Source organism: Micromonospora sp. IBHARD004 (assembly GCF_052814115.1).
The window spans coordinates 4,198,206-4,212,605 of sequence record NZ_CP199934.1 but is presented as its reverse complement, the minus strand read 5'-3'; the positions used below and the strand labels follow the sequence as shown (position 1 = coordinate 4,212,605).

The 14,400-nt window shown below is 73.4% G+C and carries 16 protein-coding genes; 9 read left to right on the top strand and 7 right to left on the bottom strand.

The window, feature by feature from the left end; all coding sequences use genetic code 11:
• Nucleotides 1-62 precede the first annotated feature (62 nt).
• The 3 genes from ACTWO6_RS20575 to ACTWO6_RS20565 are packed head-to-tail and all read right to left on the bottom strand — an operon-like array spanning nt 63 to nt 1,887.
• Nucleotides 63-251 (bottom strand): hypothetical protein, encoded by a 189-nt coding sequence (locus ACTWO6_RS20575; RefSeq protein WP_446215448.1) that lies wholly within the window; start codon nt 249-251, stop codon nt 63-65.
• 51 nt (nt 252-302) lie between these two features.
• Nucleotides 303-1,172, bottom strand: coding sequence for an NAD(P)H-hydrate dehydratase (locus tag ACTWO6_RS20570; protein ID WP_446215447.1), 870 nt, complete (start codon nt 1,170-1,172; stop codon nt 303-305).
• The gene (locus ACTWO6_RS20565; RefSeq protein WP_446215446.1) at nt 1,156-1,887 is read right to left on the bottom strand and encodes a histidine phosphatase family protein; all 732 of its coding nucleotides are present in this window, start codon (nt 1,885-1,887) and stop codon (nt 1,156-1,158) included. The genes ACTWO6_RS20570 and ACTWO6_RS20565 overlap by 17 nt, the downstream gene beginning before the upstream one ends.
• A gap of 134 nt (nt 1,888-2,021) precedes the next feature.
• On the opposite strand from ACTWO6_RS20565, the gene ACTWO6_RS20560 reads away from it, so the two are divergent.
• The 3 genes from ACTWO6_RS20560 to ACTWO6_RS20550 all read left to right on the top strand — a co-directional run bounded on the left by ACTWO6_RS20560 (nt 2,022) and on the right by ACTWO6_RS20550 (nt 3,794).
• Nucleotides 2,022-2,252 (top strand): hypothetical protein, encoded by a 231-nt coding sequence (locus ACTWO6_RS20560; protein WP_446220712.1) that lies wholly within the window; start codon nt 2,022-2,024, stop codon nt 2,250-2,252.
• Between the two features lie 198 nt (nt 2,253-2,450).
• On the top strand, nt 2,451-2,777 hold the full coding sequence (locus tag ACTWO6_RS20555) for a hypothetical protein (protein ID WP_446215445.1): 327 nt from the start codon (nt 2,451-2,453) through the stop codon (nt 2,775-2,777).
• Nucleotides 2,778-2,819: 42 nt separating this feature from the next.
• The gene (locus tag ACTWO6_RS20550) at nt 2,820-3,794 is read left to right on the top strand and encodes a DNA polymerase domain-containing protein (RefSeq protein ID WP_446215444.1); all 975 of its coding nucleotides are present in this window, start codon (nt 2,820-2,822) and stop codon (nt 3,792-3,794) included.
• 4 nt (nt 3,795-3,798) lie between these two features.
• Here ACTWO6_RS20550 and ACTWO6_RS20545 read toward each other — a convergent pair whose 3' ends face one another.
• Complete coding sequence (locus tag ACTWO6_RS20545; protein ID WP_446215443.1) at nt 3,799-4,305, bottom strand: Lrp/AsnC family transcriptional regulator; 507 nt, start codon at nt 4,303-4,305, stop codon at nt 3,799-3,801.
• 72 nt (nt 4,306-4,377) lie between these two features.
• On the opposite strand from ACTWO6_RS20545, the gene pdhA reads away from it, so the two are divergent.
• From pdhA to ACTWO6_RS20520, 5 genes are all read left to right on the top strand, one after another.
• Complete coding sequence (gene pdhA, locus ACTWO6_RS20540; RefSeq protein WP_446220711.1) at nt 4,378-5,583, top strand: pyruvate dehydrogenase (acetyl-transferring) E1 component subunit alpha; 1,206 nt, start codon at nt 4,378-4,380, stop codon at nt 5,581-5,583.
• Entirely contained in the window at nt 5,583-6,599 is a 1,017-nt protein-coding gene (locus ACTWO6_RS20535) for an alpha-ketoacid dehydrogenase subunit beta (RefSeq protein ID WP_446215442.1), read from the top strand. Before pdhA ends, ACTWO6_RS20535 begins: the two co-directional genes overlap by 1 nt.
• Nucleotides 6,596-8,011, top strand: coding sequence for a dihydrolipoamide acetyltransferase family protein (locus ACTWO6_RS20530; protein ID WP_446215441.1), 1,416 nt, complete (start codon nt 6,596-6,598; stop codon nt 8,009-8,011). The genes ACTWO6_RS20535 and ACTWO6_RS20530 overlap by 4 nt, the downstream gene beginning before the upstream one ends.
• 239 nt (nt 8,012-8,250) lie before the next feature.
• Nucleotides 8,251-9,930 carry a right-handed parallel beta-helix repeat-containing protein gene (locus tag ACTWO6_RS20525; protein ID WP_446215440.1) on the top strand — a complete coding sequence of 560 codons (1,680 nt, stop codon included), beginning with the start codon at nt 8,251-8,253 and terminating at the stop codon, nt 9,928-9,930.
• A 199-nt stretch (nt 9,931-10,129) separates the two neighbouring features.
• Nucleotides 10,130-11,401, top strand: coding sequence for an Ig-like domain-containing protein (locus tag ACTWO6_RS20520; protein WP_446220710.1), 1,272 nt, complete (start codon nt 10,130-10,132; stop codon nt 11,399-11,401).
• 72 nt (nt 11,402-11,473) lie between these two features.
• On the opposite strand, the gene ACTWO6_RS20515 is transcribed toward ACTWO6_RS20520, so the two are convergent.
• A complete protein-coding gene (locus ACTWO6_RS20515; protein ID WP_446215439.1) occupies nt 11,474-12,493 on the bottom strand; it encodes an SMP-30/gluconolactonase/LRE family protein in 1,020 nt (339 codons plus the stop codon).
• 219 nt (nt 12,494-12,712) lie between these two features.
• On the opposite strand from ACTWO6_RS20515, the gene ACTWO6_RS20510 reads away from it, so the two are divergent.
• Nucleotides 12,713-13,078 carry an STAS domain-containing protein gene (locus ACTWO6_RS20510; RefSeq protein ID WP_446215438.1) on the top strand — a complete coding sequence of 122 codons (366 nt, stop codon included), beginning with the start codon at nt 12,713-12,715 and terminating at the stop codon, nt 13,076-13,078.
• Between the two features lie 133 nt (nt 13,079-13,211).
• Here ACTWO6_RS20510 and ACTWO6_RS20505 read toward each other — a convergent pair whose 3' ends face one another.
• Together ACTWO6_RS20505 and ACTWO6_RS20500 are read right to left on the bottom strand one after the other, a co-directional pair.
• Nucleotides 13,212-13,580, bottom strand: a complete 369-nt coding sequence (locus tag ACTWO6_RS20505; protein WP_446215437.1) for an FKBP-type peptidyl-prolyl cis-trans isomerase — start codon at nt 13,578-13,580, stop codon at nt 13,212-13,214.
• Nucleotides 13,581-13,756: 176 nt separating this feature from the next.
• A complete protein-coding gene (locus ACTWO6_RS20500) occupies nt 13,757-14,332 on the bottom strand; it encodes a hypothetical protein (protein WP_446215436.1) in 576 nt (191 codons plus the stop codon).
• Between the last annotated feature and the right edge of the window lie 68 nt (nt 14,333-14,400).

Genomic DNA, 14,400 nt, shown 5'->3' with positions numbered 1-14,400 from the left:
TGCGAAAACGGATGGGGCCCGGCGACGTTCCGCCGGGCCCCATCACGGGTCGTGCCGTGCTGCTACTTCACCACGTTGAACGCGTCGACCATGCCCGCGCCGTAGAAGCCGTTACGCTCTCCGCCGGAGCAGGTCGCGTCGTAGGCCGTCGGGCCCGCCGGGTGCAGCGGCGCCGGGTTGTAGACGCCCGCCGGGCAGGACCGCGCCACCGACGTGCCCTCCAGGAACGCCGCCAGCTGGCCCGGGGCCATCCCGGGGGACAATGTGGTGTTACACACATCCGAACGGATGAACAACAACCGTCAGACGGTGGCCAGCGTGTGAGGGATCTCGTCGAGCAGCTCACGGGCGAGGAAGCCGATCCGGCCGTATTGGGGGACCAGCCGTTGGCCGCTGACGGCGTGCGCGAACGCGGCCCAGCAGGCGGCCTGCGCCGGTGCCGCGCCCCGGGACAGCAGGCCGGCGAGCAGCCCCGCGCGGACGTCGCCGCTGCCCGAGGTGCCCAGCCCGGCGTCGCCGCTCTCCTCCCGCCAGCCCCGTCCGTCCGGGGTGGCGATGTGCCCGTACAGGGAGACCACCGCGTCGTACCGGCGGGCCACCTCGGCTGCCTCGGCGTCCAGGTCGTCGCCTAGGTCCCGGTCGAGCAGGTGCCGGGCCTCGGTGAGGTTCGGGGTGAGCACCACCGGGCGGCCCGAGCCGACCAGCAGGTCCGGGGCGTGGCTGAGCGCGCCGAGGGCGTACGCGTCGAGCACCAGGGACGTCTCCGGTCGGGCGGCGCCCAGCACCAGGTCCAGCAGCGAACGGGTGTGCTCGATGTCGTTGAGCCCCGGGCCGACCGTGACCACGTCGGCCTGGCCGACCAGCTCGGCGAGCCGGTCCCGGCGGTCGCCGGCGACCGCCCCGTCGGGGGTCTCCGGCAACCCCACCACCAGCGCCTCCGGCACCTGGATGCTCAGCGCGGTGGCGGTGGACTCGGCGGCGGCGAGCTGGAGCACGCCGGCGCCGGCGCGCAACGCGGCCACCCCGGCCAGGAGCACCGCGCCCGGCGTGAACCGGGAGCCGCCGACCACCAGCACGGTGCCGCGGTTCTCCTTGCCGCCGGTCGGCACCGGCAGCGCCCAGTCCCGCAGCAGCGCGGGGGTGATGACCGGGGTGTCAGACCGGTTCGGCATGGACCTCGTCCTCCCTGGTCGGCCGCGCGCCCTGCTGGTGCAGGTGGGCGACGTCGTTGAACCCGTCCGGGACCAGCCGGCCGTCGGCGTCCGCCGACCAGCCGGTCACCGAGCAGTTGGCGATGACGTGCTCCCGGGTGAGCGCCATCAGCTCCGTCTCGGTGAGCCCCTCCACCAAATAGCGCAGCAGGAAGACCAGCGCGTCGTGGCCGAAGAGCAGCACCCGGCGGTCCTCGTGGTCGCGGCGCAGGTCGCCGAGGAGGGTACGCAGCCGCAGCGCCACGTCCGTCCACGACTCGCCGCCCGGCGGGCGGTAGTAGAACTTGCCGAGCCGGGCCCGGCGGTCCGCCTCGGCCGGGAACCGTCGGCGCACCCCGCGCCCGGTCAGCCCGTCGAGGATGCCCAGTTCCCGGTCACGTAGCCGCTCGTCGCGGCTGACCGGGATCCCGGTGCCGGCGAGGGCCAACTCGGCGGTCCGCACCGCCCGGAGGTACGGCGACACCACCGCCACGTCGGGACGGCGCGCTTCGGGCAGGCCGGCCAGCCAGCGGCCGGTGGCCCGGGCCTGCTCCTCCCCGGTGGCCGACAGCGGCACGTCCGCGTCCCGGTGGGTCAGGTCGATCAGCTCGGCCCCGGATGCCTCCGCCTGGGTCGCCGCGACGTTCGCCGTGCTCTCGCCGTGCCGCACGATCCAGAGCGTTGCCAGTTCCGCCATGCGCCCTCCGGTACCCGGGGCCCGTGCCGGGTAACCGCGTGGTCCGGGCCCGCCGAGGGCGTGAAGGGGGCGGCGGCGGGTAAGCGCGGTGCTCCATCGGAAGCCGACACATGGGGAGGTGCGCCGTGGCGACCATGGTCAAGGAACCGGCCAGCCCGGTCAAGGACAAGAACTACGACCTGATCCACGCGATCCAGCTGTCGTTGGAACACATCTGGCGGATGGAGACGTACATCTCCGACGCGGAGGACCGGGGCGACACCGAACTCGCCAACTGGTTCCGAAAGATGCAGGACAACAACCGCAAGGCCGGCGAGCAGGGCAAGAAGATGCTCATGGAACGCATGCAGCGGGAGAACGGCTAGACCGGGCGCACGGCGACCGGACGGGCGGTGCGCCCTCCGGTCGCCGCGGCATGTCCGGGGTGGGTCCCATTCCGCCCGTAGCCGTTCCGACCGCCGAAAACCGGGCAGCGGGATCCCCATCGACCGGGCAGAATGTCACCGTCGTCGGGCGGGCGGCGGGGGCGCCGGGGGTCCGCCCCGATCGGGGGAGGACGGCCCATGACGGTCATCAGGGGGCTGCGGGAAGCACTGGTGCTTTTCGTCATCGCGGTGGTGCTGATCGCGGCCGGCGTGGGCGTCTGGGTGGCGGTGAGCGGGGGCGAATTCACCCACCGGCTCGGCGTGGCGTGTTTGGTCGTCGGCGCGCTGCTCGGCATGACGGGCGACCTGACGCTGAGTCGGATCGAGACGATGCCCGCGCGGTCCGTGTTCGGGCTCGCACCCGAGCGGGAGGGGGCCGGTGGCGGACGGGTGCTCACCGGGGTCGGCATCTTCCTGTTCGTCGCGGTGCCGCTGATCGCCGTCGGCATCCTGCTGGTCGCCTGACAAGTCCCCCGGCGGGCGGACCGGCGTCGTACGGTGTGAGGCGTGGCGACCACGGCGGCCGAGGAGATCCGGGTGGGGGAGCGGCTGGTCCGGGTCTCCAGCCCCGACAAGCCGTATTTCCCCGAGCGCGGACTGACCAAGCTGGACGTGGTCCGTTACTTCCTCGCCGTCGGCGACGGCATCCTGCGCGCGCTGCGGGACCGTCCGACCATGCTGGAGCGCTGGCCGCGCGGCGTGTTCGAGGGGGCGAAGATCGCCACCCGGCAGACCAACCGGGGCGACGCCTTCTACCAGAAGCGGCTGCCGGCGGGCGCGCCCGACTGGGTGCGCACCGCGCACCTCACCTTCCCCAGCGGGCGGACCGCCGACGAGGTGGCCCCGAGCGAGCTGGCGGTGGTGATCTGGGCGGCGAACCTCGGCACGCTCCGGTTCCACCCGTGGCCGGTCTCGGCGACCGACGTCGACCACCCCGACCAGCTCCGCATCGACCTCGACCCGATGCCGGGCGTCGACTTCGCGCAGGTGGTCCCGGTCGCGCACGAGGTGCGGGCGTTCCTCGACGAGCTGGGGCTGGTCGGCTACCCGAAGACCACCGGCGGGCGCGGCCTGCACGTCTACCTGTCGATCGAGCCGAGGTGGAGCTTCGGCGAGTGCCGGCGGGCGGTGCTGGCGCTGGGCCGCGAGATGCAGCGCCGGCTGCCGGACCTGGTCACCACCACCTGGTGGCGGGAGCAGCGGGACCGGCCGATCTTCGTGGACTACAACCAGATGGCCCGGGACCACACCATGACCTCGGCGTACTCGATCCGGCCCACCCCGGCGACGCTGGTCTCCGCGCCGCTGGACTGGTCGGAGCTGGACGACGCGCGGCCGGAGGACTTCGACGTGCTCGGCATGCCGGGCCGGTTCGCCGAGCGGGGTGACCCGCACGCGGGCCTGGACGGGCGCCGCTTCTCGTTGGCGCCGCTGCTGGAGCTGGCCGACCGGGAGGGGCTGGCGGCCCCGCCGGAGCGCTGACCGCTCACTGCCAGGGGCTCTGCGCCCCGCTGAACTCCTCGAAGACCAGCCAGGTCCGGGTCGACAGCACCCCGGCGATGCTCTGCACCCGTTCCAGCACCACGTCCCGCAGGGTGGCGTTGTCCGGCGCCCGGACCAGCGCGAGGACGTCGTGCTCGCCGCTGAGCAGCGCGACGTGTTCGACGAAGCGGACCTGGGCCAGCTCGGCGGAGACCTCCCGCCAGGTGTTCTGCTCGATGGTCAGCGCGATGTACGCCGACGTGCCCAGCCCGGCCGGCTCCGGCGCCACCAGGGCCCGAAACCCGGTGACCACCCCGTCCCGCAGCAGCCGCTCCACCCGGGCGTACGCGTTGGTCCGCGAGACGTGCACCCGTTCGGCCAGCGTACGGATGGAGAGGCGCCCGTCCCGGACCAGTTCGTCGAGGATCCGCCGGTCCACCTCGTCGAGGGGCCCGGCCGAACGTCCCGTTCCGCCCGCCTCGCCCGGCGTCGGGGTGGTCTCCTGGCTCATGAATCGCTCCTCGGCTCACCATTCGTCCCACGTTCACCGGGGATCTTGAGTCAATCATCCAACAGCAGGAGCATAGGGCCACCACACGTCCAGGAGGTCCCCGCCGTGACGACCACACCCCAGGCGGTCCGCAGGGCATCCCCGCGCACCCGCCGGCCGGCCACCCCGGCCGCCCCCGACCCGACGGCCGGCCTGCTGCCGACGACCGAGCCGGTCCGACTGCTGAACCCGGACGGCACCCCGCTGCCGCCCCGCGCCGACTACCCCGAGCCGCCGGTCGAGGCGCTGCGCGAGATGTACCGCCGGATGGTCGTCGGCCGCCGCTTCGACGTCCAGGCCACCGCGCTGACCAAGCAGGGTCGGCTCGCCGTCTACCCGTCCTCGCGCGGCCAGGAGGCCTGCCAGGTCGGCGGGGTGCTCGCCGTCCGCGACACCGACTGGGTCTTCCCCACCTACCGCGAGTCGATGGCGCTGACCGCCCGGGGCATCGACCCGGTCGAGGTGCTCACCCTGCTGCGCGGCGACTGGCACTGCGGGTACGACCCGACGCGGGTGCACACCGCGCCGCAGTGCACCCCGCTGGCGACCCAGTGCGTGCACGCCGCCGGGCTCGCCTACGGCGAGTCCTACCAGGGCCGGGACACCGTCGCGCTGGCCTTCATCGGCGACGGCGCGACCAGCGAGGGCGACTTCCACGAGGGGGTCAACTTCGCCGCCGTGTTCAAGGCCCCGGTCGTCTACTTCGTGCAGAACAACAAGTACGCGATCAGCGTCCCGCTGTCCCGGCAGACCGCCGCGCCGAGCCTGGCGTACAAGGGCGTCGGCTACGGCGTGCCCAGCGAGCAGGTCGACGGCAACGACCCGGTGGCCGTCCTGGCGGTGCTCACCCGCGCGGTCGAGCACGCCCGCTCCGGCAAGGGGCCGTTCCTGGTGGAGGCGCACACCTACCGGATGGAGGCGCACACCAACGCCGACGACGCCAGCCGCTACCGGGACCCGGACGAGGTGGAGGCGTGGCGCGACCGGGACCCGGTGGCCCGCCTGGAGACGTACCTGCGGGCCCGCGGCGTGCTCGACGACGCGGCCGTCGCGGCGATCGCCGACGAGGCCGAGGCGTACGCGGCGGAGCTGCGCGAGCGGATGAACGCCCAGCCCACCGTCGACCCGCTCAGCCTCTTCGAGCACGTCTACGCCGAGCCGACCCCGCAGCTGGTCGAGCAGCGCGAGCAGGTCCGCGCCGAGCTGGCCGCCGCCCGCGACGAGGAGGGGGACGCCTGATGGCCACCATGACCATGGCGAAGGCGCTCAACGCCGCGCTCGCCGACGCGATGCTCGACGACGACCGGGTGGTCGTCTTCGGCGAGGACGTCGGGCAGCTCGGCGGCGTCTTCCGGATCACCGACGGGCTCCAGGCCCGCTTCGGCGACAAGCGCTGCTTCGACACCCCGCTCGCCGAGGCCGGCATCGTCGGCTTCGCCGTCGGCCTGGCCATGTCCGGCCTGCGGCCGGTGGTCGAGATGCAGTTCGACGCGTTCGCCTACCCGGCGTTCGAGCAGATCGCCTCGCACGTGGCGAAGCTGCGCAACCGCACCCGCGGCGCGCTCAGCGTGCCGATCGTGATCCGGGTGCCGTACGCCGGCGGCATCGGCGGCGTGGAGCACCACTGTGACTCCTCCGAGGCGTACTACGCGCACACCCCCGGCCTGAAGGTGGTCACCCCGGCCACCGTCGAGGACGCGTACTCGTTGCTGCGGGAGGCGATCGACGACCCGGACCCGATCGTCTTCATGGAGCCGAAGAAGCTCTACTTCTCCAGCGCCGAGGCGGAACTGCCGGCGCGCACCGCGCCGTTCGGCAAGGCGGTCGTGCGCCGGGCCGGCACCGACGCCACCCTGGTCGCGTACGGGCCGGCGGTGCCGGTCGCGCTGGAGGCCGCCGAGGCCGCCCGCGAGGAGGGCTGGGACCTGGAGGTCGTCGACGTCCGGACCATCGTGCCGTTCGACGACGCCACGGTCACCGCCTCGGTGCGGAAGACCGGCCGCTGCGTGGTGATCCAGGAGGCGCAGGGCTTCGCCGGGGTCGGCGCGGAGATCGCCGCCCGGGTGCAGGAGCGCTGCTTCCACGCCCTGCACGCCCCGGTGCTGCGGGTGTCCGGCCTGGACATCCCGTACCCGGCGCCGATGCTGGAGCACACCCACCTGCCCTCGGTGGACCGGGTGCTCGACACCGTGGCCCGACTCCAGTGGGACGACCAGCCCGACCCGCGCTGGCTGTCGCAGGGGAGCGCCGCATGACCACGGTCGAGCGGACGCAGGTCTTCCTCCTGCCCGACCTGGGCGAGGGGCTGAGCGAGGCCGAGATCGTCGAGTGGCGGGTCGCCGTCGGCGACGTGGTGACGGTGGACCAGAGCGTGGTCGAGGTGGAGACCGCCAAGGCGGTCGTGGACGTGCCGTGCCCGTACGCCGGTCGGGTCGTCGCGCTGCACGGCGCGGCGGGTGAGGTACGCCCGGTCGGCCAGCCGCTGATCACCATCGCGCCGCTGGACGGCGCCGGCCCGGACGACCAGGAGCCCGCCGGGCACGCCACCTACCGCGAGGAGGAGCGCGCCGGCTCCGGCAACGTGCTGATCGGGTACGGCACCGGCCACGGCGGCTCCGGCCGGCGGCGCCGCCGGCCCCGCCTGGCAGTGGCCCCCGAGCCGACGGCCGCCCCACCGGCCTCCGCCGTAGCGACCAGCCCGGCGGCTCCGACCAGCGCGGCGGCTCCGAGCGGCCCGGCCGGTCCGGCCGCCGGCTCCCCGCGGGCCGCCCTGGTCATCTCGCCGATCGTCCGGCGACTGGCCCGGGAGAGCGGCGTGGACCTGGCGACGGTCCGGGGCAGCGGGCCGGGCGGCGTGATCCGCCGGGCCGACGTGGCGGTCGCGCTCGCCGAGGCCAGCACCGACGCCACCGCCCGGCTCGCCGCGGTGCCGGACGCCCCGGCCGCGCACGTCGGTCTCCCCCCGGCCGGCGAGCAGGACGTGGTGATCCCGCTGACCGGCATCCGTAAGGTCATCGCCGACAAGCTCTCCCGCAGCCGGCGGGAGATCCCCGAGGTGACCATCTGGGTGGACGTGGACGCCACCGCGCTGCTGGCGACCCGCGCCGCGATCAACGCGGCCACCCCGGACGCACCGGTCAGCATCCTGGCCCTGCTGGCCCGGATCTGCCTCAGCGGGCTGCGGAGGTATCCGCAGCTCAACGCCCACGTCGACACCGAGGCGCAGCGGATCGTCCAGTCCGCCGGGGTGCACCTGGGCATCGCCGCGCAGACCGACCGAGGCCTGCTGGTCCCGGTGCTGCGCGACGCCCAGCGGCTGACCACCCGGGAGCTGGCCGCCGAGCTGGCGGCCACCACCGCCGCCGCCCGCGCCGGCACGCTGCCCCCGGCACGGCTCACCGGTGGCACCTTCACCCTGAACAACTACGGAGTGTTCGGTGTGGACGGTTCCACCCCGATCATCAACCACCCGGAGGCGGCGCTGCTCGGCGTCGGTCGGATCGTGGACAAGCCCTGGGTGGTCGACGGGCAGCTCGCGGTCCGCAAGGTCACCCAGCTCAGCCTCACCTTCGACCACCGGGTCTGCGACGGCGGGGTGGCCGGCGGCTTCCTGCGGCACGTCGCGGACTGCGTCGAGCAGCCCGCGCTGCTGGTCGCGAACGTCTGACGGCGCGGAGCCGGCCGCCCGTCCGGGCGGCCGGCTCCGACCCGTACGGGCCGCCGTGGGGGTCGATTCCCCGGTACTGACCGGTGTCGCCGGCGTTGGCCGGCCCGCCCCACCGAAGGCGGCGGAATCCACCGCGTCCGCTCTGTCGCATCTGCTCCCCGTGCCCGTCCCGCGGTGTTAGCCGCTCGGGAGGCCGGGAATCCGAGGCCGTAGACGCCCGGAGCCCGAGGGGAGCAGCCGTGTCGTACCAGCAACTGCCGGCCACCGTGCGGAACCGCCGACCGGCCGTCGCGGGCGCGCCGCTGTGGTGCGACGCGCGCGAGTACGGCCTGACCGGCGACGGGGTGACCAACGACCAGCCGGCGCTGGCCGCGCTGGTGGACCGGCTCGGCGACGGCTACGTCGCCGACGGGCGGGCGCGAGTGATCTACTGCCCGCCGGGGATCTACTCCGTCCGCGACGCCGGGACCGTCTGGCGCAGTGGGGTGTCGCTGATCGGCGCCGGCCCGGCCGCGACGCGGTTCGTGCTGAGCAACGAGGGCAACCGGGCTGACCCGACGCCGCTGGCCTTCTGGACCACGGTGCAGCACGGCGCGAGCCGGGACCGGCACATCGCCGACTGCACCTTCGCCGACTTCGAGATCGACGGCTCGGGGGTGGCGATGGCCGAGTACAACTACCTGGCCAAGGGGCTGGGCCTGCAGTATCTGGTACGGGGGGTGTTCCGCAACCTCTACATCCACCACACGGCCGCCTCCGGGCTGGGCTGCGACTTCCTCCAGGACAGCATCATCGACGGGGTGGTGGTGGTCGGCTGCGGCCGGCTGGACAACGGGGAGGAGATGGGCGGCGCCGGCATCGGCGTCGGCATCGGCGGCTGGGGGACGGTCGAGCGGCTCACCATCGCCAACTGCACCGCCCTCGGCAACGGCACCAACGGGATCTTCCTCGAGCTGCAGAAGGACTACTGGCCACCGCCGCGCGGGTACCGGATCATCGGCTGCCACAGCCAGGGCAACCGGTTCGGCATCTCCGACTGGGGGGCCGACGGCCTGATCGTCACGGCCTGCACGATGACCGGGAACCTGGAGGCCGGCTACGACGTCTCGGCCAACGGCACCGCCGGGGTGGCCGGCCGGGGCGGGCTGCTGACCGACTGCGTGATCGACGGCAACCTGGCCGACGGGCTCAGCATGGGCAACACGCCCGGCCCGTACACCGTGCGGGGCAACCGGATCACCGGCAACGGGCGGTACGGCTACCACGAGCACAACCTGGGCCGCGGATACCAGGACCCGGCGATGGACGTGGTGATCGAGAGCAACGAGTTCTGGGGCAACGGCCTGGACGCGATCCGGGTCGACCGCCCGATGACCGACACCGTCCTGCTCAACAACCGCATCCGCAACAACGGCCGACAGTGCGCCGGGGCGTACACGGGCGGCGGCGAGACCGTCCGCTACGGCGACAGGAAGCTGGTCGACCGGTCGGCGGACTGGCCGCACGACGGCCACCGGGGCAAGGTGCTCCGGGTCGGCAAGCGCGCCGCCGTGGTGGCCGCGAACACCGGGACCGAACTCTCCCTCGCCCCGGTACGACCCGACGCCTGCACCGCGTGGAGCGGCGACACCCCGCCGCCCGGCACCCCGTACGAGCTGCCGGCCGCGCCGGAGACCCGGGCCGGCATCGCGATCAACGCGGCGTTCGACTCGGCGACCATCCGGGGGAACCGGGCCTGGGACAACCACGACGTGCGGACGCAGACCCACGGGCTGTGGATCACGGACCGGGGCAGTTGGGTGGACTGCCGGGTGGAGGAGAACGACTTCGCCGGCAACGGCGCGGCGGCCACCCGGCTGGACACCCCGCCGCTCGGCGGGCGGTGGGACCGCAACCACGGCGACGAGGAGTGGGACTGACCGGCCCGGTCCGGCACGTCCGGTGCGCCACCCGCCCAGGGCTGCCGATCCGGACGTCGTGGCCCGCCCGTCACCTACCGGGCACACCCGACATCAAAATGCCCGCGCCTTCGCCCACCATTTCCCCCAAAAGTGCGACCCGGCCGGAGAAACGCCGTACAGAATGGGGCCAACGGGGACTGGAAATGGGGTGCGGAATATGGATGTGAGACGGCGACTGAGGCTGTTCGCGGTAACCATCGCAGTCACACCCTTGGTGATCGGCGGCTGCACCGCCGGTCAGCGGGAGGCCGCGAAGCCGGGGCACAAGAAGGCGGCCGCGCCGGCGGTGACCGTGACACCGGCGGACCGGACCAAGGATGTGCCGATCAGCGCCGAGGTGGGCGCGAAGGTCGCGAACGGGAAGATCACCACGGTCCGGCTCACCGACGACAAGGGCGCGCAGGTGCCGGCCGAGCCGCGGGAGGACGGGTCGAGCTGGGTGCCCACCAAGCCGTTGCAGAATTCGCGGACGTACACCGCAGAGGTGACCGCGACCGGCGGTTCCGGACGTACCACCACGCAGAAGACGACGTTCACCACGATGGCGAAATCGACCAAGCCGGCCATCACCACCGAGCTCTATTTCACCAGTAAGCAGACGTACGGGACGGCTCTGCCGTTAACCGTCGCGTTCGATCCGCCAATTCCCAAAGAGGCCCGGGCGGACGTGCAACGGCGATTGTTCGTGAAGACCGACCCGCCGCAGCCGGGCACCTGGTCGTGGGTGGCGGACGGCAAGCAGGTCGAATACCGGGCGCCTGATTTCTGGAGGCCCGGCACGAAGATCAGCGTACGGAGCGCCCTGCAGGGGCTGCCGATCGGCAAGAACGCCATCGGCGACGCAGATCGCAGCGCGACCTCGAAGATCGGCCGGCAGGTCTCGCTCGACATCGACAACGCCACCAAGCAGATGTCGGTCTATCAGGACGGCAAGCTGCTCCGCAAGATTCCGGTGAGCCTCGGCAAGTCGAGCACCCCGACCTCCAGCGGCAAGATGGTGATCATGGAGAAGTTCGACCGGACCACCTTCGACACGCGGGGCGACCCGAACGGCGGCTACGTGGTCGACGTTGACGACGCGCAGCGGCTGACCTGGGGCGGCGAGTTCATCCACTCCGCGCCATGGTCGGAGGGGGACCAGGGCAACAGCAACGTCTCGCACGGCTGCACCAATGTCTCGGCCGATGCGGCGCACTGGCTGATGGGGATCACGCAGGTCGGCGATCTGGTGACCGTCAAGGGCACCGAGGTGCAGTTGGACCAGGGCAACGGCTGGACCGCCTGGAACGTCAGCTGGGACGACTTCGCCAAGGGCAGCGCCCTGCCCGTCCCGGCCGGACTGAAGCCCACCCCTGCCAGCACGCCGCACCCGGGCGCGGTGGCCGGCGGTTCGGCGCCCGCACCGGCCCCCTCGGCCAGCGGCGGCTGATCGACCGGGGAGGAACGACCGGGCCGGCCCGCCACCTCACCGGTGGCGGGCCGGCCCGGTCGTCGCGGTCGCTCAGCCGAGGCTCACCCGGGCCACCCCCGTCGCGGTCAGGCTGCCCAGCCAGAGCAGGTCCCCGTGCTGCCGCACGCCGGTGATCATCGAGTACGCGCCGGTCGGGCCGTGCAGCGTCCGAAGCACCCGCCCCTCGCCGTCGACCAGCGCGACCAGGCCGTACCGCCGGGGCTGCGGCTGCACCGCGCCCGGCAGCAGGGCCACCAGCTGTCGTACCCGCGGATGCGGCAGGAGCCGCTCCATGATCGGAAGGCGGGGGCTGGGCAGGGCGATCCAGTACGTCCCGTCGCCCACCGCGGCGACGTTGTCCGGGTACGCCGGCAGGTCGGTCAGCACGGTGGCCCGGCCGTCCGGCAGGTCGATCCGGAGCAGCCGGTGGGTGGCCGTCTCCACCAGCATCAGCGCCGACTCGTCCGGGGTGAGCGCGACGCCGTTGGGGAAGTAGAGCCCGCTCGTCACCACCTCGGTACGCCCGGTCCGCCGGTCGTACGCCAGCACCCGGCCGTTGGGCCGGTGCTCCAGCAGGTCCCGCTTCCAGTGCGAGAGCGGGAACCGGTCGGACGAGTCGGTGAAGTAGATCGTGCCGTCCCGGGCCACCGTGGCGTTGTCGGCGAGGTGTACCGGCGGCGCGCTGCCGGTCAGCTCGTGCACCACGCCGTCCGGGGTGACCCGCAGCAGCCCCCGGTAGGCGTCGCAGACGACCAGCGCACCGTCGACCGGGTCGAGCTCGATGCCCAGCGGCCGGCCGCCGGTCTCGGCGAGCAGCCGGGGTCGGGTGCCCGCCGGCGCGTCCGCCGGCCACCACCACAACCGGCCGTCCTCGTCCCCGCTGACCACCCGGCCGTCCGGGTCGATCAGCACGTCCTCCGGCCCGTGCGCGCCGTCCGGCAGCGGCAGCAGGTCGGCGTGGTCGAGCCGGAGGTCGGTAGGGGCCCACGGCCCCTCCAGCGGCGGGGGCACGGTGGCCGGTTCGCGGACGGGCCGGATGAGTCGGGGCGGGCGCTGACGGGGAACGACCATCCGCTCATTGTCACCCGCCGATGCGCCGCCGCGCGCACCCGTCGGCGTGTCGGCGGCGACGGCGGCGGGGCGACCCGATCCGCCCGGGAGTAGGGGAACGGCATCATGGAGAGCACCTGAGCGGCGACCCTGACGTCCTCGGGGTCGGACCCGGGCCGTACCCGGATCCCGGGCTCGGGCGGGCCGGAACTGTCGGTCCCGGCCGATAGGTTCGTCGGCATGGGACAGCACAGCGACCGGTTCCACCTGGAGATCAGCGTCGGCGACCACGTGGTGGACGTGAGGGCGGTCGGCGAGATCGACATCGCGACCGTCGGGTCGTTCCGGGCCGCGCTGTGGGCGGCCCCGGCCCGCCCGGTGCTCCGGCTGGACCTCTCCGGCGTGCGGGTGCTCTCCGCGACGGCGGTGCGCACGCTGGTCGCCGCCCACCTGCGGATCCGCGCGCGCGGCGGCGAGCTGGTGCTGGTCGACCCGGATCCGGTGGTGGCCCGGGTGCTGCGCGTCACCGGCCAGCACCGGGTCCTGCCGGTGCGGGAGTCGGCGACCGCGGGCACGGCGGCGGTGGCGGTGCTGGCACCGGCCTGACCTCGTCGGTCGGCCCGGGACGATCGCGCCGGGGGCGGCGCGAAAGACGCGACCGTGGCCGGGTGCCGGCCCGGGCAGCGCGCCTGGGCCGCCGGCGCGTTGCCGGCGGCCCCTGGCGTGCGTCAGTGCCGGGTCAGCGGACGCCGAGCAGGTCGACCACGAAGACCAGGGTCTCGTTCGGCTTGATGACCCCGCCGGCGCCCCGGCTGCCGTAACCCAGGTGCGGCGGGATGGTCAGCCGACGACGGCCGCCGACCTTCATGCCCACCACGCCCTGGTCCCAGCCGGCGATGACCTGGCCGCCGCCGAGCGGGAACTCGAAGGTCTCACCCCGGTTCCACGACGCGTCGAACTCGCGGCCGGTCGAGTGGGCCACCCCGACGTAGTGCACGCTGGCCAGCTGACCCGGCTGGGCCGCCGCGCCCTCGCCGACGGTGATGTCCTCGATGACGAGATCGGCGGGCGGCGCGCCCTCGATCGGGCCTACCTCGGGCTTGTCCATTCGCAGGTCTCCTACCTCGGTGATGGATCCGGTCCCCGTCGATCCTGCCCGATTGCGGCCCACCTATACGCGTCAGTCCCCGCCGGGTGACCGGGCGGGGACCGTGGGCGGACGAAACGGCGGGCGTCACCACCGGTGACGCCCGCCCTGTGCGGGGTACTGCCAGATCCGTCACTTCACTTCAGCCAAGGGAGCCGCTGGACGATGGGGAGCTTCGCCCAGGCCCGGCCGAGCCCGAGGGTGTTGCCGGCGCCGACCAGGGCCAGCGCGGCCAGCAGACCGGCGTAGATCAGGTGGTCGTCCATGAACGGGTTGTTCTCGGGGGGCAGCACGACCGTCCACATCATGACCAGGAGGACCCCACCGGCGACCGCGGCGACCCGGGTGCCGATGCCGAGCAGCAGGGCGACGCCGAGGGCCGCGAGGCCGATCATGAACAGCCAGTCCGCCCAGGCCGCCCCGGCGATGTCGTTGTACAGGCCCTTGAACGGACCGGCGGCGCCGAAGGTGAGGAAGCCCTTGGTGGGGCTGCCCCCGTTGATCCAGGCGTTCTTCGCCGCGGTCTCGTGGCCGAGCCCGAACATCTTGTCCAGAAAGGCCCAGAGGAAGGTCCAGCCCAGCGCGATCCGGAGACCGGCGAAGACGTACCGGGTGGCCTTCTGGCCGATTGTCTCGACGTCGCGGGTGGTCCCGGCCGCCGGAGCGATGGTGTTGGCGGTGATCCGCTCGACTGTCGCGGTCATGGTTTCCACGTCCCTTCTTGTGCCTCGCACCGCGCTTCCCGGTGGCACTTTCATTCCACCCCCGTCCCGTCGTCGCG